The sequence below is a fragment of the Bhargavaea massiliensis genome (assembly GCF_018390575.1).
Lineage (GTDB): Bacteria > Bacillota > Bacilli > Bacillales_A > Planococcaceae > Bhargavaea > Bhargavaea massiliensis.
The window spans coordinates 235239-253948 of record NZ_JAHBCJ010000005.1 but is presented as its reverse complement, the minus strand read 5'-3'; the positions used below and the strand labels follow the sequence as shown (position 1 = coordinate 253948).

Here is an 18710-nt window from a genome sequence, read left to right as displayed (position 1 = left end):
GTTAGCCGATCCATAACAAGGAAGGATGCATGCACTGGAAAAGAAGCTCCTGATCCTGTTTGCCTCCGCTGCTGCAGCGCTCAGTCTTCTGGGAATCTTATTTGTCCACTCTGCGGGATCTTACTGGGGGGAAATCCACTATGAAGGTTCCCTCCCTTTCGCCCTTAAGCAGACGGTTTATCTTGCTGTGGCACTGGCCGCGGCTGCATTTATCCTGCGATTCAGAGGAATTGGGAACAAAAAGTTCTGGAATGCCGTCTACATTCTGTCTATTATTCTTCTGGTGGGCGTGCTGATACCGGGAATCGGAGCGGTGCGCAATGGTTCACAAAGCTGGATCGCGCTGGGGCCGATCAGCCTTCAGCCAGCAGAATTTACGAAGATTGCCGTGATCGGCAAGCTTGCCTCCATGCTGGGTGAGCAGCGGGGCCGTAAAGTGTTCAGGCTCTCCCATCTTGCGGTGATCCTGCTGCCGGCAGGGCTGATCATGCTTCAGCCGGACTTCGGCTCGATGATGATCATGACGGTCTCTGCATTCTGTGTGCTTCTGATTGCCGGCTATCCGCTGAAATTCTTTTTCGGGCTTGGAGCAGCCGGAGCGGCCGGCATCGCGGCGCTCATTGCGGCAGCCCCGTACCGGCTTGACCGGATCAAAGCTTTCCTTGATCCGTGGAGCGACCCGCTGGGAAGCGGATTCCAGGGCATCCAATCCCTTCTCGCGGTGGGGCCTGCCGGTTTGCTCGGTTACGGCTACGGCCAGAGCAGGCAAAAATACCTTTACCTGCCGGAGCCCCAGAACGATTTCATCTTTGCCATCATCGCAGAGGAAATAGGATTTATCGGTGCCTCTGCAGTGATTCTACTCTTCCTGTTGCTGACCGCCGCGGCATTCGGGCTCGCTGCCCGCCAGCGGGATCCGTTTTCGCTTCAGATGGTGTCCGGGATGGCGGCCATGCTCGGTTTCCAGTCTTTCCTCAATATCGGAGTCGTGACGGGACTTTTGCCCGTGACAGGCGTCACCCTGCCGTTCATCAGCTACGGCGGATCATCTTTGCTTGCCGCCTGGATTGCGGCTGCCCTCATTCTGAGATTCGGATCTGGTGGGGGAAAAGGCTGAAAGGAGGCCTTCCGTTTGGATAAAGTAATCGATATCGAAGACCGCATCCCATCCCTCAAAGAAAAGAGGAGACGAAGGACGAACAGGAACTTCCTGTTTCTGCTCGTCCTGTTCCTCCTGCTTCTGGCGGTTCTGCTTTATTTCCAGTCGCCGCTGAGCAAAGTCAGGGAAATCCGGGTGGAAGGTGCGGGCCTCCAAAGCGAAGAGGAATACATCCGGGCCTCCGGAATCCGGTCAGGGGACGCACTTTGGGGATTTAGCGCAGGAGAAGTTGAGCAGTCGGTAACAGGCCTGGAAGGCGTTGAACAAGCAGAAGTCATCAGAAAAGACTTTCGTGATGTGGTCATACGGGTGGACGAGTTTGAAACCGTGGCTATCATTCAGCGGGATTCTGGTTTCCAGCCCGTACTGGCAGATGGATCGGTCTTCGCCCAGTTGTCCGGTGCACCGCCGTCCGCCCCGATTCTTGCGGAATTCGACGAGGCCGGGCAGTTGAGGAAGATGGTGAAAGAGCTGGAAAAGCTTCCCGTGTCCATCACCTCCCTCATCTCGGAATTAAAATACTCCGGTGACGGTTCCATCACGGCTTTCATGACAGACGGTTATGAAGTCCGGGGCGTCATTTCCGGATTTGCTGAAAAAATGGAGTACTACCCGTCGATTGTCGCACAGCTTACAGAAGAGGGAAAAGGCGTCATCGACCTGGAGGCAGGGGTATTCTTTACAAGCTATGAAAAAATCTATGGAGATGGAGAAAAACAGAGTGATGACGAAGAGGGAGAAACTGCAGAAGGGGAACCGGATGAACAGGAAATCAATATTCCATGATTTTCCGGAAGCCGCCAACTGTTAGGGTCCATCACTTGCAATAAGTTGCTAGAACATCCCTTTTGCGTTTAAAGTATAGAGGGAGCGGGAATTGAAGGATTTTCAACATAATTCACGAATATACTTAACATTGACTTGAGAATGAAATAGAATGATTGTTAAGAGGATCAGAAGGAGGTGCCATCCGTGAGTCAGGCCGATATGTATGTTTCACTCGACATCGGTTCCTCCTCCGTTAAAGTGCTGATCGGGGAAATGACGGATCGTTCGCTGCACGTAATCGGAGTCGGAAATGTAAAATCGGAAGGCATCCGGAAGGGTGCCATTGTAGATATAGATGCAACTGTCCAGTCCATCCGGAAGGCAGTTGAACAGGCCGAGCGGATGATCGGGATGTCGATCCGGGAGGTTGTTCTGGGAATCCCGGCCAATCAGGTCATGCTTCAGCAGGTGAAGGGCGTCGTGGCGGTGAACAGCGAAAACCGCGAAATTACGGACGATGACCTCGACCGGGTCATGAGATCCGCGGAAGTGATGATTCCGGCGGAGCGGGAGCTCATCAACATCATCCCGCAGCAGTTCATCGTCGATGACCTCGATGAGATCAAGGATCCGCGCGGCATGATCGGTGTCCGTCTTGAGATGGACGCAACGCTCGTGACGACGTCACGAACGCTTCTCCACAATATTCTCCGCTGTGTTGAGCGGGCCGGCCTCCAGATCCGGGAGATTTATCTGCAGCCGCTCGCGGCCGGATACTTTGCCCTGTCAGAGGATGAAAAAAACCACGGGACCGCCTATGTCGATATCGGCGGCGGTTCGACAACGGTTGCTGTATTCGGTGACGGCCGCCTCGTTTCGGCGGGCGTCATCCCTGTGGGCGGCGACCATGTGACAAAAGACCTGTCGATCGTTCTGAAAACGACGACCGAGCAGGCGGAGCAGATCAAGCACCAGTACGGCCACGCCTATTATGATGATGCTTCCGAGGATGAATTGTTCGAAGTGCCTGTTGCAGGCATGGAGACAAAAGACCAATACAGCCAGAAGTATATTTCCGAAATCATCGGCGTCCGTCTCGAGGAGTTGTTCGAGATGGTGCTGGACGAGCTGTACCGGATGGACATCCGGGACTTGCCGGGCGGGATCGTCCTGACCGGCGGCACGGCAAAGCTTGAAGGTCTTCCGCAGCTTGCAAGGGAAGTTCTCCAGACCCGTGTCCGGACCTACGTGCCGGAGTTTATCGGTGTCCGTGAGCCAAGGTACTCCACTGCGGTCGGCCTCATCCGCTATGCCCGCATGGAAGACGAATTCTTCGGCCAGCGGGGGGAATCCCCGTTCGGCGAAGCGATGGAGACGGCAGCACCGGCTCCCGCAAAGAAGAAAGAGCCGCGCGGCAAAGACGGCCAGGAAAAAGTCGTCAGCCGGATGAAAAAAATATTTGATAAGTTCTTTGATTGACCGGAAGTCACCCGTACATCCATAGGAGGAGAAACCATGCTGGAATTTGATACTAATATTGATGCGCTCGCCGTCATCAAAGTCATCGGCGTAGGCGGCGGCGGCAATAACGCAGTTAACCGGATGATTGAACACGGCGTACAGGGCGTGGAATTCATCGCAGTCAACACGGACGCCCAGGCACTCAAGCTGTCCCAGGCGGAAGTGACGCTCCAGATCGGTGAAAAGCTGACACGCGGACTTGGTGCAGGCGCAAATCCCGAAGTGGGGAAAAAAGCCGCTGAAGAAAGTAAAGAACAGATCGAGGAAGCACTCCGCGGAGCAGATATGGTGTTCGTCACCGCAGGAATGGGAGGCGGCACCGGTACGGGGGCAGCACCTGTTATCGCCCAGGTGGCCAAAGACCTCGGCGCACTGACGGTGGGCGTTGTGACCCGTCCGTTCACATTCGAAGGCCGCAAACGTGCAACGCAGGCCATCGGCGGCATCGCGGCCATGAAGGAATCAGTTGATACACTGATCGTCATCCCGAACGATCGCCTGCTTGAAATCGTTGACAAAAACACACCGATGCTTGAGGCGTTCCGGGAGGCGGACAATGTCCTGAGGCAGGGTGTTTCGGGCATTTCCGACCTGATTGCAGTACCGGGCCTCATCAACCTCGACTTCGCTGACGTGAAGACAATCATGCAGAACAAAGGCTCTGCATTGATGGGGATCGGGGTTTCATCGGGTGAAAACCGGGCATCCGAGGCTGCCAAGAAGGCCATCTCCAGCCCGCTGCTTGAAACTTCGATTGATGGTGCCAAAGGTGTTCTGATGAATATCACAGGCGGCTCGAACCTTAGCCTGTTTGAAGTTCAGGAAGCAGCCGATATCGTTGCCAGCGCTTCCGATGAAGAAGTCAATATGATTTTCGGCTCCGTCATCAACGACAATCTGAAGGACGAGATTATCGTGACGGTCATCGCAACCGGATTTACAGAAGAGCAGCTGAACCAGCGCACCACTCGGGCGGGCGGCTTCAGTGCCGGCCGCGCCCAGCAGCCAGTCCGGCAAGACCGTCCTCAGCAGCCAGCGCCTTCCAGGAACGACTACCGTGACCGGGAAGAACAGGGCGGCCACTTCCAGCAGGAAGCTCCGCAGCGTCAGAGCCAGCAACACCAGGAAGAAACATTGGATGTCCCGACATTCCTGCGCAACCGCAGGAGAAGATAATACGGAAAACGACAATATCCTAAAGCCCTTTTCGCAGAGATGCGAAAAGGGCTTTTTTGCATGTCTTCGGTTGCAGATTCCCCAGCAGTGGAACTCCCCCTGATTCTGTCGGGTCCTGTCCGAATTTTCAGGTGTGACCCTCCGGATTCCGACAGTGCCTGCAGACGGGGCGTGATACGGTATGGACAAGGGAGGGGGAGCCATGTACGGAGAAGTGGCGATTGCGGTGAATTCGGCATTCAATTATCTCATACTTTCATTTGCGGACAAGGTATGCCGGCGGCCGGCCGGCAAGTGGCGGCTTCTGGGTGCCGCGGTTGCGGGAGCGTGTCCGGTCGTATTATTCGGCGGGGCTATCGTTCCGACGGCAGCGGCTTTTCTGGCGATGATCCTGATCGCTTTCGGCCTACATCGGAATGCAGCACTAAAAGGGGCGGGTGCGACACTGACGGCAGCCCTGTTCGCCGGAGGCCTTCTGACGGTCGTCAATCCGTCGGAGTTCGGACTCGGAGGGACTGCAGCTGTCTTTACGTCATGTCTGTTTGCCTCCGGAGGCCTCCATATGCTTGCCGTGAGATGGCGGGGCGCCGAAGAAGATTCTGCCGCGGCGGATTACCGGGTGGAAACTGAGCTTGAAGTGTTCGGCAGCAGAATCCCGATTTCGGCATTTGCGGATTCCGGCAACGCCTGCACGGAGCCCCTGTCCGGTGCTCCGGTCCATTTTATTGCTTACCGGTCTGTAAAAGAACACCTGCCGAAAGAAATCCGCACGGCAGTGGAAAACCTGCCGCGAGAAGGCGTCCCGGATTTGTCCGTTTTTCCGCCGGAAGTCCGGGGCCAAATCCGTCCGATCCGGCTCAGGACGGTCGGCGGAAGCACGTGGGCTATCGGATTCAGAGCCGGCAGTTGGACCATTGGCGGTACGGAAAATGCCCGGATCAGCGGATACTTCGTACTTACCGAGAACGATGCCGAGTATCCTCTTGGTGCCGATGCCATCCTCCACCGCTCCTCCCTCATACATCTTAAGGAAAGGGGATCGACAGATGCTGACAGGTCTTAAGAAATGGATTGCGGTACTTCTCCAGACCATCAAGAAAGATGGGACATACTATATCGGAGGCCATGAATCCCTTCCGGTTCCGCTCACTAAGGAAGAAGAACAAGAAACGCTGCGGAGGTTCATGGAAGGCGACCGGGAAGCCCGTGACCGGCTGATCGAAAAGAATCTGAGGCTCGTTGTGTACATCGCCCGCCGTTTCGAGAATACAAACACACATATAGAAGATCTGATCAGCATCGGCGCCATCGGCCTGATCAAAGCAATTGAAACCTTTGACACGGAGAAAAAAATCAAGCTCGCGACTTACGCGTCACGCTGCATCGAGAACGAAATACTCATGCACCTCAGGAAGACAAGCCGCATGAAGTCGGAAGTTTCGTTTGATGAGCCGCTGAATTCGGATGCGGACGGCAATGAACTGCTTTTATCCGATATTCTTGGGACAGATGAGGACATCATCACCGATGACGTCGAGCGGAAAATTGAACGCCAGCATGTTGTCGAGGCCATTTCCCGGCTAAATGACCGGGAGCGCTATATCATGGAATGCCGCTTTGCGCTGGGTGGCAAAGAAGAAATGACACAAAAGGAAGTCGCGGACCACCTGGGCATTTCCCAGTCTTATATTTCAAGGCTTGAAAAGAAGATTATCAGTGATCTGAGGGGACTCTTGAACCACCCGGTCAGCTGATGGATGAAATTGGCGAGGGTCCTCATGGAATAGGACACCGGCCTCCGGACAGACTGTAGGGAAACAGAGAAAAGTCAAATGTCCGGAGGATGATGAGATGTCCAACATGAAAGTGGAGATTTGCGGAATCGACACATCGAAGCTCCCTCTCCTGTCCCATGAAGACATGCGTGAAACATTCAAACGGATGCAGGCGGGTGACCAGTCTGCCAAAGATGAACTGGTGATCTGTAATCTACGGCTCGTCCTGAGCATCGTACAGCGATTCGCCTACAGAGGAGAGCAGGCGGATGATCTGTTCCAGGTAGGCTGCATCGGTCTCCTGAAATCCATTGATAATTTTGACCTTAAGCATAACGTACGCTTTTCCACCTATGCAGTTCCGATGATTATCGGAGAAATCCGGAGACATCTCCGGGACCACCATCCGGTGCGGGTGTCGCGTTCGCTCCGCGACATCGCCTACAAAGCAATGAAAGCGAAAGAGCAGTTTGTTCATGAACAGCTGAAAGAGCCGACCCTTGAGGATCTTGCTAAGATGACAGAGATTCCTTCAGAAGATATCCTGTTCGCTTTGGATGCCATTCAGGATCCGTTGTCTCTGCATGAGCCGATTCACCATGACGGCGGCGATCCGGTGACGATGATGGACCAGCTTCAGGACACACTCGTGAACGAAGACCGCTGGCTAAATTATGTCTCGGTCAAGGAGACAGTCCGGAAGATGGACGCACGACAGCAGAAAATACTTTCCAAGCGCTTCTACTATGGCGAGACCCAGACAGAGATCGCAAAGGAACTCGGAATTTCACAGGCACAAATCTCGCGTCTTGAGAAACATGCCATCGGAATCATCCGTGAAACCCTGGACCAGGAAAAGGACAAGGAAAAGAAGAAAAGGTAAGCGACGGGTAATACGGCATTCCAGGAAAATTCCGGTTTTGTTCAGTATGGACGGAACCGGGATTTTTTTACGTTTGTCTTTAACATTACTTATCGCCTGCCGTTCGTTCAAAAGCTGCTGTCTTTTCCCGGGAAATGGACAACCGGCCCTTCGCGAGCGGAGAGTGGGCTCATTTCACGGTTCACTTTGCATAAGATGTACGGGAGGGGTCTGCCTTGAAATTTTCCGATTTGCAGAAAAAAGAGTTTATTGAGGCCGGAAGGGGCCGTCAGCTCGGCTATGCGGTCGATGCAACAATCTCCACTGAAGATGGGACAATCGAGAATTTTCATGTGGGCGGGATGGAAAAGATGCGCCTTTTCGGAAACGGGGAGGCGCCAGTAAAAATACCGCTCCGACGGGTGATGGTGATTGGCAAGGATGTTGTCCTCGTCGATGACGCGGCCAAAGAATAGGAATGGGGAAGTCATTGAAAAAGCAACCCCGCCTTGATACAATGTAGAAAGCAACGTAGAGAAAAGTGGGAATTGAATTGTTGACTGTAGCAGAACGTTTAAACGATATACAACAACAAATCATGGAAGCATGCAGGCGTGCAGAGAGAAACCCGGAAGATGTCACAATCGTTGCCGTGACAAAGTCGGTCGGGCCGGAGCGTGCCCGCGAAGTGATCGAATCCGGAATCCGCCACCTGGGCGAAAACCGTGTGGAAGGCCTTGATTTGAAGCAGCCTGAAATCGGTTCCGATGGCTGCTGGCATTTTATCGGTTCTCTCCAGAGCCGGAAGGTCAGGGATGTCATCAACCGGATTGATTTTCTTCATTCGCTGGATCGCGCCAGCCTTGCAAAAGAGATCCAGAAGCGGGCAGAACATCCGGTCGACTGCTTTGTCCAGGTGAATGTATCTGGTGAAACTTCCAAATCGGGGATCACACCTGAGGAAGCGGCCGATTTCATCCGAATGCTCGGTGCCTACGATAAAATCCGCGTTATCGGCCTGATGACGATGGCACCGAATACGGAGGATGAATCAGTCATCCGCAGCACATTCCGCGACCTGCGGGAATTGCGTGATGAAGTTTCATCGCTCGGCCTCCCGCATGCGCCATGCACAGAACTGTCAATGGGCATGTCAAATGATTTCGGCATAGCGGTCGAGGAAGGGGCGACATTCGTCCGGATCGGCACCGCCATTGTCGGCTATGAAAGCGGGGAACGCTCATGAGCTTCAAGGACAAGTTCAAGAACTTCTTCTATCTTGAGGAGGAAGAGGAAATGCAGGAAAAAAGACAGCCGGCTCCCGCGCAGACGCCGCGACCGGAGCCGCCTCGGCAGGCTGAGCAGGACTGGAGGCAGAAAGACCGCCGCAAACCGGCACCGGAACGACCGCAGGAAGGCCCGAATGTAGTGAGCCTGCAGAGCATCAAGAAATCTTCCAAAATGATCCTCTCGGAGCCACGTGTGTACGCTGAGGCCCAGGATATCGCGGAGCACCTGAAAAACAAACGCACGGTTGTCGTCAATCTGCAGCGCATCGATCACGGATCGGGCACTCGGATCATCGATTTCCTGAGCGGCACAGTCTATGCGCTCGGCGGAGACATCACTCGCATTGGCCATGACATCTTCCTCTGCATTCCGGAAAATGTGGAACTGTCCGGGGAAATCTCCGAATATCTGTACGACGAATTTGAATGATGGGATGAGATAAAGTCTTATGTGGGCAATTATCAATCTGTTGGCCAACGCAGCACAGATCTATTCAATCCTGCTGGTCATCTACGTACTCATGTCCTGGGTGCCGAGCACGAGGGAAACTTCCATCGGCCGGCTCCTCGCCAAAATCTGTGAGCCTTACCTGGATATATTCCGGAAGATCATCCCGCCAATCGGTATGATCGACATTTCGCCGATTGTTGCACTGATTGCACTGAATCTGATTGTCCGGGGACTCTATACTGTTTTTGGTATGATCGCGTGACCGGTTCCCTGGTTTGGGTTCCGCTCTTCAGAAATAGGATACCGGGAGCCTTCCCGGATCCCCGGCCGCTATGCGGAGGGATTCGGTGAGGCTTTTTTTTATGAGCTTCAGTTTCAAGACGGTTGGCCATACTGGCTGCAGGACACTCGCTTTTTATTACTTTCCACTTCAATAGAAAGGATGGTACCGGACAATGAACGAGATCTTTCAGCACTTCAGAAAGGACGAACAGCCATTTATCGAGCAGGCAAGTGGTTGGGCGACCGAGGTAGAAGACCGGTATGCGCCGAAACTGACCGGGTTTCTGGACCCGAGGCAAAGACACATCGTCCGGGCGGTGGCCGGGTCGGATGATCTGGTCATCACAGAATTTGGCGGTCTTCCGGAGGCGGAGCGGCAACGCATGATGATCGCTCCATCTTATTTTGATGCCCAGCCGGTGGATTATGAGATATCGGTGATGGAAATCCGCTATCCGTCCAAGTTCATCGAAATCGGACACCGTGATGTGCTTGGATCGCTCACCGGCCTCGGCATTGACAGGGCCAGGTTCGGCGATATCCGGACCGGTGACGATATTGTCCAGTTTGCGGCCGACCGTTCACTCGCTGATTACCTTTCCGTTAATCTTCAGGCAGTCGGAAAGGCGAAGGTGCGTATTTCGGAAGTGGGCTCCTCAGAATCATTTTTGCCGCAGACCGAGCATTATGAGGAGGAGTCAATTACAGTCTCATCCCTCCGGCTGGATACCGTCCTTGCCGGCGCACTTAATCTGTCAAGACAAAAAGCCGCTTCGCTGATCCAATCCGGCCGGGTCAAGGTCAACCATGCAGTCCGTGAATCCGTTTCGTTTGAACTGTCTGACTCGGATCTTCTTTCGGTCCGCGGATATGGCCGGATCCGTATTGAAGAGATTGCAGGCCGCACGAAAAAAGAACGGATCCGCCTGATCATCGGCACTCTAAAATAATCGGCAGCGGATTTCGGCAGAAAGCGTGGTTTCCCGCCAAAATTTTCGGATTTGCCGTGTCACGGATGCCGGGTACATGTATAATAGGTCACAACGGAGTTTGAAAAAGGGGAGATGCAACACAATGGCATTGACACCGCTTGATATACATAACAAGGAATTCGGACGCTCATTCCGAGGGTACGATGAAGACGAGGTTAACGAATTCCTCGAACAGATCATGAAAGACTATGAGGCCGTTCTCCAAAAAAACAAACAGCTGGAAGAACAGCTCGACATGACGAACGAACGGGTCACACACTTTACGACGATTGAGAACACGCTTCAATCCTCCATCCTCATCGCGCAGGAGGCGGCAGAGGAAGTGCGCCGCAACTCCCAGAAGGAAGCGAAACTCATCGTCAAAGAAGCCGAGAAAAACGCAGACCGCATCGTAAATGATGCCCTGACCAAGGCACGCAGGATTGCGGGCGAGATCGAAGAGCTGAAAAAGCAGTCCAAAGTATTCCGGAACCGCTTCCGGATGCTCGCGGAGGCACAGCTGGAGATGATCAACACCGATGACTGGGACCTTCTGATGGACTACGAAGTCGACACGGCAGGACTGGAAAAGCTGGAGGCCGAGGAAGAGTAAGTTGTCTTGACCGGCGGAATCTGATTCTTTATAATGACGACAAGCAAACTGAACAATCCAATATAAAGGCGAAGATGGAGACAGTAGGGACAGCGGATGCAAAAGCGAGCCGGGGACAGTGGGAGCCCGGTGCGGAAGCTGCCAACGAATATCACTCCGGAGCCGGACCGCGGAAATGCAGTACGCGGTCCCGCCACACCCCGTTACGGTGTCCGAGAGGCGGTACGCATGCGTGCTGCAATGAGGGTGGTAACGCGGGCAGAGGCTCCGTCCCTTTTTGGGGACGGGGCTTTTTTATTTTTTTGGATGGATGCCGCTTGTGCAGGGTTCAATAAGAGGAGGAAACAGGATGGACTACAAAAGTACATTGCTCATGCCAAAGACAGATTTCCCGATGCGCGGAAACCTGCCGAAAAATGAGCCGAAGATGCAGGAAAAATGGGATGAGATGGACATCTATGAAAAGGTGCAGAAACGGACTGAAGGCCGTCCGTTTTTCGTTCTTCACGACGGCCCGCCGTACGCCAACGGTGACCTCCATATGGGGCATGCACTCAACAAGGTATTGAAAGACATTGTCGTCCGGCACCGTTCCATGGCCGGCTACCACGCTCCTTACGTGCCGGGATGGGATACACACGGCCTGCCGATCGAACAGGCGCTTGTCAACAAAGGGGTCAACCGGAAGGAAATGACGGTGGCCGAATTCCGTGAGCTCTGCAAGGAATACGCGCTTGAGCAGATCGACCGTCAACGCACACAGTTTAAGCGGATCGGTGTCCGCGGAAACTGGGAAAATCCGTACATCACATTGAACCCCGAGTTTGAGGCTCGCCAGATCGGTGTCTTCGGAGACATGGCCAAAAAGGGCTATATCTACAAGGGCAAAAAGCCGGTCTACTGGTCGCCGTCTAGCGAATCCGCACTTGCGGAAGCGGAGATTGAGTACAAGGACAAAAAGTCGCCTTCAATCTATGTCGCATTCCCGGTCAAGGACGGCAAGGGTGTTCTGGATACAGACGTGAACTTCCTGATCTGGACGACGACCCCTTGGACGATCCCGGCCAACCTCGGAATCTCGGTCCATCCGGACTTCGACTATTCCGTCGTCGAAGCGGACGGCAAAAAGTATATCCTGGCCAAGGACCTTCTTGAAGATGTTGCCTCCAATGTCGGTTGGGAAAATGTTGAGACGCTGGGAGAACTGAAGGGCAGGGAACTTGAACATCTTACTGCCGGACATCCGCTTTACGGCAGGGATTCACTGATCATACTTGGGGACCATGTCACGATCGATGCCGGTACCGGCTGTGTCCATACTGCGCCGGGTCACGGGGAAGACGACTTCCACGTCGGCAAGGCGAACGGCCTCGACGTGCTGTGCCCGGTGGATGACCGCGGCTACATGACTGACGAGGCACCGGGCTTCGAAGGCCTCTTCTATGACCAGGCAAACAAGCCGATCACGGATGCATTGAAAGAAAAGGGAGCCCTCGTGCATCTTGAATTCATGACTCACTCCTACCCGCACGATTGGCGCACCAAAAAGCCGGTCATCTTCCGCGCCACTGCCCAGTGGTTTGCTTCGATCGAGAAGTTCAGAGAGGAGCTGCTGCAGGCGATCCGTAACACATCGTTCACGCCGGCGTGGGGGGAAACCCGTCTCTATAACATGGTCCGCGACCGCGGAGACTGGTGCATCTCCCGCCAGAGGGCATGGGGCGTGCCGATTCCGGTCTTCTACGCGGAAAACGGGGAGCCCATCATCACCGACGAAACGATCACATATGTACAAAAACTGTTCCGCGAGCACGGATCGAATGTCTGGTTCGAGCGCGAAGCAAAGGACCTGCTGCCGGAAGGCTTCACACATCCGGGCAGCCCGAACGGCAAGTTCACGAAAGAGACGGATATCATGGATGTCTGGTTCGACTCCGGATCGACTCACCAGGGCGTCCTCGTCGAGCGTGATGACCTCGTCTATCCGGCCGATCTTTACCTTGAGGGATCTGACCAGTACCGCGGCTGGTTCAACTCGTCCTTGACGACCTCTGTGGCCATCAACGGCATCGCGCCATACAAAGGCATTCTGAGCCATGGTTTCACGCTGGACGGCGAGGGCCGCAAGATGAGCAAGTCGCTCGGCAACGTCATCGTACCTGCAAAAGTCATGGACCAGATGGGTGCGGACATCCTGCGCCTGTGGGTTTCGTCCACGGACTACACGGCGGATGTGCATGTGTCAGACGCCATTTTCAAGCAGGTGTCGGAAGTGTACCGGAAAATCCGCAACACGCTTCGCTTCCTGCACGGGAACTTGGCAGACTTTGATCCGGCAAAGGACCGTGTCGCACACGTTGACCTCCGTCCGGTCGATAAGTACATGGAGCTTAAGCTCCAGCGCCTGATCCGTACAGTCCGGGAGGCTTATGACCGCTACGAGTTCATGACGGTCTATACATCCGTCAACAATTTCGTGACGGTCGACCTCAGCTCGTTCTATCTCGATATTGCAAAAGACGTGGTTTACATCGAGGCGGCCGATCATCCGCATCGCCGTGCGATGCAGACAGTCATGTATGACACGCTGATCGCACTCCTCAAGCTCATGTCGCCGATCATCCCGCACACAACCGATGAAATGTGGGATTACCTCGTACATGAAGAAGAGGTGAGTGTTCAGCTGACCGATATGCCGGATGCCCGCGAAGAAACAGATGAAGACTTTGCCCTCATGGCCCGCTTCTCCGAGCTGATGGAGATCCGTGACGATGTTCTGAAGGCCCTGGAAGAAGCCCGGAACGGGAAAGTCATCGGCAAATCGCTCGAAGCGGCTGTAACCGTCTATGTTCCGGAAGATCTCAAAGTGCTCCTGACTTCGGAAGACATCGACTTCGCACAGTTCTTTATCGTTTCCGGCTTCCGCATTGGCGGCAATCTGGAAAATTCCCCTGCAGACGCGACGGGCTCCCGGGTCCGTGTTGTCGTTGAAAAGGCGGAAGGCGAGAAATGTGCGCGTTGCTGGTCCGTACCGGGCACAGTTGGAGAAAACCCGAAACATCCGGAACTCTGCGTACGCTGCGCCGACGTCGTCATCAGTCACTATGAAGCATAAGCAACAGCTGCTCCCTTCATGGGGGCATAGACAGAATCGGACCCAGAATAATCTTTCTGGGTTCGATTTGTCATGGATGGCCCTAATTTTGCGCTTTAGTGATCTATCGAGTATTGGTTAAAGATCCGGACAACAATTGTTTGCTTTTTGACTGCAGTCTGTTAGTCAATATGTCTTTAGGCATCTCCACATCCAGGCGCACGATTCCGGCAACGTATGGTAAAATAAACAGGATTCAACCGGATGGAGGAAAAGACGTGTTATTCTACTACGCCATCGCGGCGGCCCTTGTCATCATCGACCAGTGGACAAAGTGGCTCGTCGTGAAATATATGGAAGTCGGAGAGCGGGTTACCGTGCTGGATCCGTATTTCGCCATTTTGTCACACCGCAACCGCGGAGCGGCATGGGGAATGCTGCAAGGCCAGATGTGGCTGTTCTACATTGTGACAGTGGTGGTCGTCGCGGGAATCCTGTATTATTTCCACAAGCACGGAAAAGAAGGCGGGAAAGGCTTCCGGGTGAGCCTCATGATGCTTCTCGGCGGTGCGCTCGGCAATTTCATCGACCGGCTCCGGATGGGCGAAGTCGTCGACTTTGCCGATGTCCTGATCCCGGTCATCAACTATGACTTCCCGATCTTCAACGTCGCTGATGCCGCTCTGACCATCGGGGTCATCCTGCTCATCGTGCACATGCTTCTTGAAGAATTGAAAGAAAAGCGGAACAAAAAGGAGCCATGATGGAAAAACAAACGATTGACATCACTTCGGAACACAGCGGCAACCGCATCGACAAAGGCCTGTCCGCATTCGACCCTGAATGGACGCGCTCGAAAGTTCAATCATGGGTTAAGGAAGGCATGATTCTCGTCAACGGCAAAACCGTGAAGCCGAATTACCAGTTGAAAGAAGGCGACCGGGTCGAGGTGTCCGAACCGGAACCAGAGCCGCTTGAAATCATCCCTGAGGATTTAAACTTGGACATCGTCCATGAAGACGCCGATGTCCTCGTCGTCAACAAACCGCGCGGTATGGTCGTCCATCCGGCAGCAGGACATGCAGCCGGCACGCTCGTCAATGGGCTGATGCATCATTGCACCGACCTGTCGGGCATCAACGGCGTCATGCGCCCGGGAATCGTGCACCGGATCGACAAGGATACGACAGGACTGCTGGCTGTTGCCAAAAATGATCTGGCCCATGCGTCACTGGCCAAGCAGCTTTCCGAAAAAACGGTGACGCGGAAATACACCGCACTCGTCCATGGAAATATCGCACATGATGAGGGTACAGTGGACGCGCCGATCGGGCGGGATCCGAAAGACCGCCAGCGGATGACCGTCATTGACGGAGGACGGGATGCGGTCACCCATTTCACCGTCACCGAACGTTTCGGGGACTTCACGCTCGTGGAGTGCCGGCTTGAGACCGGACGGACCCACCAGATTCGTGTCCACATGCGTTACATCGGCCACCCGCTCGCAGGAGACCCGAAGTACGGTCCGAAAAAGACACTTTCTTTCGATGGGCAGGTTCTGCATGCGGGCGTGCTGGGATTCACCCATCCCTCCACAGGGGAGTACATGGAATTCGAGGCACCACTTCCCGAAGACTTCAATGCTCTTCTCGGGAAATTGCGGGAACGGGATTGACACCCTCCCGCCGCAGGTGTATAGTGAGTCAGACGAATCAAATAGCGAACCTTTAAGTCGGTCCAGAGAGGCCGGGAAGGTTGTACGGGAATCCGCGGACCCATGCCGAGCGCATGGCTTCACGGATAAATTCTGCACATCTGCCCTCCTGCCTGCCGGCTGGAGGGTATTTTATTTGGAATAAAAGGAGGAAACCCGGATGGGAGAAACAGTGAATCTTCTGGATGACAAGGCGATCGGACGGGCCGTAACCAGGATCGCCCACGAAATCATCGAGCGGAACAAAGGGATCGACAACTGTATCCTCGTCGGCATCAAGACCCGGGGAGTCGACCTTGCCAAGAGGCTTGCAGACAAGATCGAAACGATCGAGGGTGCTTCGATCGACATGGGAGAACTGGACATCACGCTTTACCGGGATGACATCGGCAAGAAAGAGAGGATGGATGCACCGCTTGTGCAACAAATCGACATCGAGCAGGACCTGACAGGCAGGAAAGTCATCCTGATCGACGATGTGCTGTATACGGGAAGGACAGTGCGAGCAGCAATGGACGCCCTGATGGACACGGGCCGCCCGGCAAGCATCCAGCTTGCCGTACTGGTCGACAGAGGCCACCGGGAACTCCCGATCCGCCCCGATTATGTCGGAAAAAACATCCCGACTTCCAAAGACGAGCGGGTCACTGTCCTTCTGAAGGAAACGGACGGCACGGACAGCGTGACCCTCGAAAAACGGTAATGGCAATTTCTTTCTTAGAATGGAGAGCTTGAAGCATGGCAAACGCAGTACTCGACATCCAGGATAAGCCGTCAAATGGCAGGCTTCTGACACTCAGCCTACAGCATATGTTCGCGATGTTCGGGGCGACGATCCTCGTTCCACAGCTTGTCGGACTCAGTCCGGCAATCGCGCTTTTGACAAGCGGGATCGCAACCATCGTATTTATCCTGGTGACCGGATTCAAAGTCCCGGCATATCTCGGCTCTTCGTTCGCGTTCATCATTCCGATCCAGGTGGCGACACAGGCGGGAGGCATCGGCAGCGCCATGATCGGCAGTTTGTTTGTCTCCCTGGTCTACGCGCTCGTTTCGCTCCTGATCTGGAAAACGGGGCACCGGTGGATCATGCGGCTCCTGCCGCCGATCGTCGTCGGGCCGGTCATCATGGTCATCGGCCTGGCGCTTGCTCCGACTGCGGTCGGCATGGCAAGCACCATCGAGGTGAACGGGGAAAGCACATACAGCTTTCTTCATTTCTCGGCCGCGATCGTGACGCTTGCAACAGCCGTCATCTGCATCATCTTCTTTAAGGGGCTGGTGAGCCTCATGCCGGTCCTGATCGGGATCGTCACCGGATACGTCTATTCGGCCGCTATCGGAATCATTGATTTTTCACCGGTCAGAGAAGCAGACTGGTTTGCGCTTCCGGACTTTATCGTGCCTGGTGTGCATTACGAATTCCAAGTGACGGGAACGCTTCTCGCAGTCATGGTGCCGATCGCGATCGTGACGATTTCCGAGCATATCGGCCATCAGCTGGTACTCGGCCGGATTGTGGACAGGAACTTCATCAGGGAGCCGGGCCTCCACCGCTCGCTTCTCGGCGACGGGCTCGGAACATTCTTTAGCGGGCTGGTCGGCGGCCCGCCAAAGACGACCTACGGAGAGAACATCGGCGTCCTCGCGCTGACAAGGGTGTTCAGCATCCACGTTATTTTCGGGGCGGCGGTACTGGCAATCCTGTTCTCTTTCCTTGGCAAACTGATGGCACTGATTGCCACCATCCCGCAGGCGGTGCTCGGGGGCATCTCCATCCTGCTGTTCGGGATCATCGCTTCCTCCGGTCTCCGCATGCTGGTCGAGCACGGCATCGACTTCGACAAGCAGCGCAACTTGGTGATCGCCTCTGTCATTCTCGTGACGGGAATCGGAGGAGCGGCTATCGAAATCAGCGAAACGTTCAAAATCGAGGGCATGGCGCTCGCCGCCATCCTTGGGGTAGTGCTCAACCTGCTCTTGCCGGGCAAGCCGGAAGGAAGCGAAGCGGGCGAAATCGAATAACCGCCTTTTAACTGTATCCGGGAGATACGGAAAGGCCCTTTTGCCGCAGACGGGATACGTGTATCCACCGAAGCGAAAAGAGCCTTTCCAAAACCCGGAAAGGCTCTTTTTACATAAGGAGGACTGTCATCATGGACCACCTGCTATCAATCACACGGCTTGGGATGGATGGGATCAGCCGCATTCTCGACAGAGCGGCGGAACTGAGGTGCGGGGCCGTGCCGGAAATCGGCCGGACCCATTACATCAGCAATCTGTTTTTCGAACCGAGCACACGCACCAAGATAAGTTTCGAAATGGCGGAGAGGAGGCTCGGTCTTGAAGTCATCCCCTTTGAAGCGGGGTTCTCGAGCACGCTGAAGGGAGAGACCCTCTACGACACGGTTCGTACACTGGAAGCAATCGGCCTTGATGCGCTTGTGATCCGGCATCCGGAGGACCGCTTCTATAAAGAATTGGAGGGCCGGACTTCTGTGGCGATCATCAATGCGGGAGACGGTTCCGCCCAGCACCCGACACAGACGCTGCTCGACCTGTTCACACTGCGTGAGGAGTTCGGCACTTTGGAAGGACTGAAGGTGACCATTGCCGGTGACGTCTCGCACAGCAGGGTGGCCAAGTCCGGCAGGGACGCGCTCAAAATGTTCGGAGCAGACGTCCGGATTCTCTGTCCGCCTGAATGGCAAGGCGATTTCAACTCGGTTGAAGATTGGGAAGACGTTCTTCCGGACAGCGACGCAGTGATGCTGCTCCGCGTCCAGCACGAACGGCACAGCGGAGACGGGTCGTTTTCTGCCGAAGATTACCACAACCGTTACGGGCTGACGGTAGAGCGTGTGGAACGGATGAAGAAAGACGCGATCATTATGCATCCGGCACCCGTCAACCGGGGCGTGGAAATTGCCGATGAACTGGTTGAACATAGCCGCTCCAGAATTTTCCGGCAAGTGGAGAACGGGGTCTATGTGAGGATGGCAGTACTCGAATCGATATTGAAGGGGAGAGATTAA

At 54.6% G+C, this 18710-nt stretch carries 19 protein-coding genes and 1 other annotated feature; all 19 genes read left to right on the top strand.

The features are described from left to right. The first annotated feature begins 25 nt into the window (after positions 1-25). The 19 genes from KHA84_RS09840 to KHA84_RS09750 all read left to right on the top strand — a co-directional run bounded on the left by KHA84_RS09840 (position 26) and on the right by KHA84_RS09750 (position 18710). Positions 26-1117, top strand: coding sequence for an FtsW/RodA/SpoVE family cell cycle protein (locus tag KHA84_RS09840; protein WP_213423346.1), 1092 nt, complete (start codon positions 26-28; stop codon positions 1115-1117). Between the two features lie 15 nt (positions 1118-1132). Then, positions 1133-1945, top strand: a complete 813-nt coding sequence (locus KHA84_RS09835; RefSeq protein ID WP_213423345.1) for a cell division protein FtsQ/DivIB — start codon at positions 1133-1135, stop codon at positions 1943-1945. Positions 1946-2131: 186 nt separating this feature from the next. After that, positions 2132-3406 carry a cell division protein FtsA gene (gene ftsA, locus KHA84_RS09830; RefSeq protein WP_213423344.1) on the top strand — a complete coding sequence of 425 codons (1275 nt, stop codon included), beginning with the start codon at positions 2132-2134 and terminating at the stop codon, positions 3404-3406. A gap of 36 nt (positions 3407-3442) precedes the next feature. Further along, positions 3443-4624, top strand: coding sequence for a cell division protein FtsZ (ftsZ, locus tag KHA84_RS09825; protein ID WP_213423343.1), 1182 nt, complete (start codon positions 3443-3445; stop codon positions 4622-4624). A 202-nt stretch (positions 4625-4826) separates the two neighbouring features. Further along, entirely contained in the window at positions 4827-5687 is an 861-nt protein-coding gene (locus KHA84_RS09820; RefSeq protein WP_213423342.1) for a sigma-E processing peptidase SpoIIGA, read from the top strand. After that, entirely contained in the window at positions 5671-6378 is a 708-nt protein-coding gene (gene sigE / locus KHA84_RS09815) for an RNA polymerase sporulation sigma factor SigE (protein ID WP_213423341.1), read from the top strand. The genes KHA84_RS09820 and sigE overlap by 17 nt, the downstream gene beginning before the upstream one ends. 97 nt (positions 6379-6475) lie before the next feature. Beyond that, a complete protein-coding gene (gene sigG / locus KHA84_RS09810; RefSeq protein WP_213423340.1) occupies positions 6476-7282 on the top strand; it encodes an RNA polymerase sporulation sigma factor SigG in 807 nt (268 codons plus the stop codon). 215 nt (positions 7283-7497) lie between these two features. Then, positions 7498-7737, top strand: coding sequence for a PRC-barrel domain-containing protein (locus KHA84_RS09805; protein WP_213423339.1), 240 nt, complete (start codon positions 7498-7500; stop codon positions 7735-7737). A gap of 80 nt (positions 7738-7817) precedes the next feature. After that, complete coding sequence (locus KHA84_RS09800) at positions 7818-8507, top strand: YggS family pyridoxal phosphate-dependent enzyme (RefSeq protein ID WP_213423338.1); 690 nt, start codon at positions 7818-7820, stop codon at positions 8505-8507. Beyond that, positions 8504-8980, top strand: a complete 477-nt coding sequence (locus KHA84_RS09795) for a cell division protein SepF (protein WP_213423337.1) — start codon at positions 8504-8506, stop codon at positions 8978-8980. Before KHA84_RS09800 ends, KHA84_RS09795 begins: the two co-directional genes overlap by 4 nt. Positions 8981-8999: 19 nt before the next feature. Beyond that, positions 9000-9263, top strand: a complete 264-nt coding sequence (locus KHA84_RS09790; RefSeq protein WP_213423336.1) for a YggT family protein — start codon at positions 9000-9002, stop codon at positions 9261-9263. A 193-nt stretch (positions 9264-9456) separates the two neighbouring features. Next, complete coding sequence (locus tag KHA84_RS09785; protein WP_213423335.1) at positions 9457-10233, top strand: YlmH family RNA-binding protein; 777 nt, start codon at positions 9457-9459, stop codon at positions 10231-10233. Positions 10234-10357: 124 nt separating this feature from the next. Beyond that, complete coding sequence (locus KHA84_RS09780; RefSeq protein ID WP_213423334.1) at positions 10358-10867, top strand: DivIVA domain-containing protein; 510 nt, start codon at positions 10358-10360, stop codon at positions 10865-10867. A gap of 62 nt (positions 10868-10929) precedes the next feature. Then, positions 10930-11145, top strand: a binding site (T-box leader). A 71-nt stretch (positions 11146-11216) separates the two neighbouring features. After that, positions 11217-13982 (top strand): isoleucine--tRNA ligase, encoded by a 2766-nt coding sequence (gene ileS / locus KHA84_RS09775; RefSeq protein WP_213423333.1) that lies wholly within the window; start codon positions 11217-11219, stop codon positions 13980-13982. Between the two features lie 257 nt (positions 13983-14239). Continuing rightward, positions 14240-14725: a signal peptidase II gene (gene lspA / locus KHA84_RS09770; RefSeq protein WP_213423332.1), complete on the top strand. Its 486-nt coding sequence runs from the start codon at positions 14240-14242 to the stop codon at positions 14723-14725. Then, positions 14722-15636, top strand: coding sequence for an RluA family pseudouridine synthase (locus KHA84_RS09765; RefSeq protein ID WP_419465592.1), 915 nt, complete (start codon positions 14722-14724; stop codon positions 15634-15636). Before lspA ends, KHA84_RS09765 begins: the two co-directional genes overlap by 4 nt. Positions 15637-15835: 199 nt before the next feature. Beyond that, positions 15836-16378, top strand: coding sequence for a bifunctional pyr operon transcriptional regulator/uracil phosphoribosyltransferase PyrR (gene pyrR / locus KHA84_RS09760; protein ID WP_157296509.1), 543 nt, complete (start codon positions 15836-15838; stop codon positions 16376-16378). A gap of 35 nt (positions 16379-16413) precedes the next feature. Then, a complete protein-coding gene (locus tag KHA84_RS09755; RefSeq protein ID WP_213423330.1) occupies positions 16414-17700 on the top strand; it encodes a uracil-xanthine permease family protein in 1287 nt (428 codons plus the stop codon). Between the two features lie 131 nt (positions 17701-17831). Further along, positions 17832-18710, top strand: coding sequence for an aspartate carbamoyltransferase catalytic subunit (locus KHA84_RS09750; protein ID WP_213423329.1), 879 nt, complete (start codon positions 17832-17834; stop codon positions 18708-18710).

Bases quoted from the DNA above. Each gene is read 5' to 3' on its own strand.
- KHA84_RS09840 (WP_213423346.1), top strand. From the start codon at position 26: ATGCATGCACTGGAAAAGAAGCTCCTGATCCTGTTTGCCTCCGCTGCT.
- ftsZ (WP_213423343.1), top strand. From the start codon at position 3,443: ATGCTGGAATTTGATACTAATATTGATGCGCTCGCCGTCATCAAAGTC.
- KHA84_RS09820 (WP_213423342.1), top strand. From the start codon at position 4,827: ATGTACGGAGAAGTGGCGATTGCGGTGAATTCGGCATTCAATTATCTC.
- sigE (WP_213423341.1), top strand. From the start codon at position 5,671: ATGCTGACAGGTCTTAAGAAATGGATTGCGGTACTTCTCCAGACCATC.
- sigG (WP_213423340.1), top strand. From the start codon at position 6,476: ATGTCCAACATGAAAGTGGAGATTTGCGGAATCGACACATCGAAGCTC.
- KHA84_RS09795 (WP_213423337.1), top strand. From the start codon at position 8,504: ATGAGCTTCAAGGACAAGTTCAAGAACTTCTTCTATCTTGAGGAGGAA.
- KHA84_RS09790 (WP_213423336.1), top strand. From the start codon at position 9,000: ATGTGGGCAATTATCAATCTGTTGGCCAACGCAGCACAGATCTATTCA.
- KHA84_RS09785 (WP_213423335.1), top strand. From the start codon at position 9,457: ATGAACGAGATCTTTCAGCACTTCAGAAAGGACGAACAGCCATTTATC.
- KHA84_RS09780 (WP_213423334.1), top strand. From the start codon at position 10,358: ATGGCATTGACACCGCTTGATATACATAACAAGGAATTCGGACGCTCA.
- ileS (WP_213423333.1), top strand. From the start codon at position 11,217: ATGGACTACAAAAGTACATTGCTCATGCCAAAGACAGATTTCCCGATG.
- KHA84_RS09765 (WP_419465592.1), top strand. From the start codon at position 14,722: ATGATGGAAAAACAAACGATTGACATCACTTCGGAACACAGCGGCAAC.
- pyrR (WP_157296509.1), top strand. From the start codon at position 15,836: ATGGGAGAAACAGTGAATCTTCTGGATGACAAGGCGATCGGACGGGCC.
- KHA84_RS09755 (WP_213423330.1), top strand. From the start codon at position 16,414: ATGGCAAACGCAGTACTCGACATCCAGGATAAGCCGTCAAATGGCAGG.
- KHA84_RS09750 (WP_213423329.1), top strand. From the start codon at position 17,832: ATGGACCACCTGCTATCAATCACACGGCTTGGGATGGATGGGATCAGC.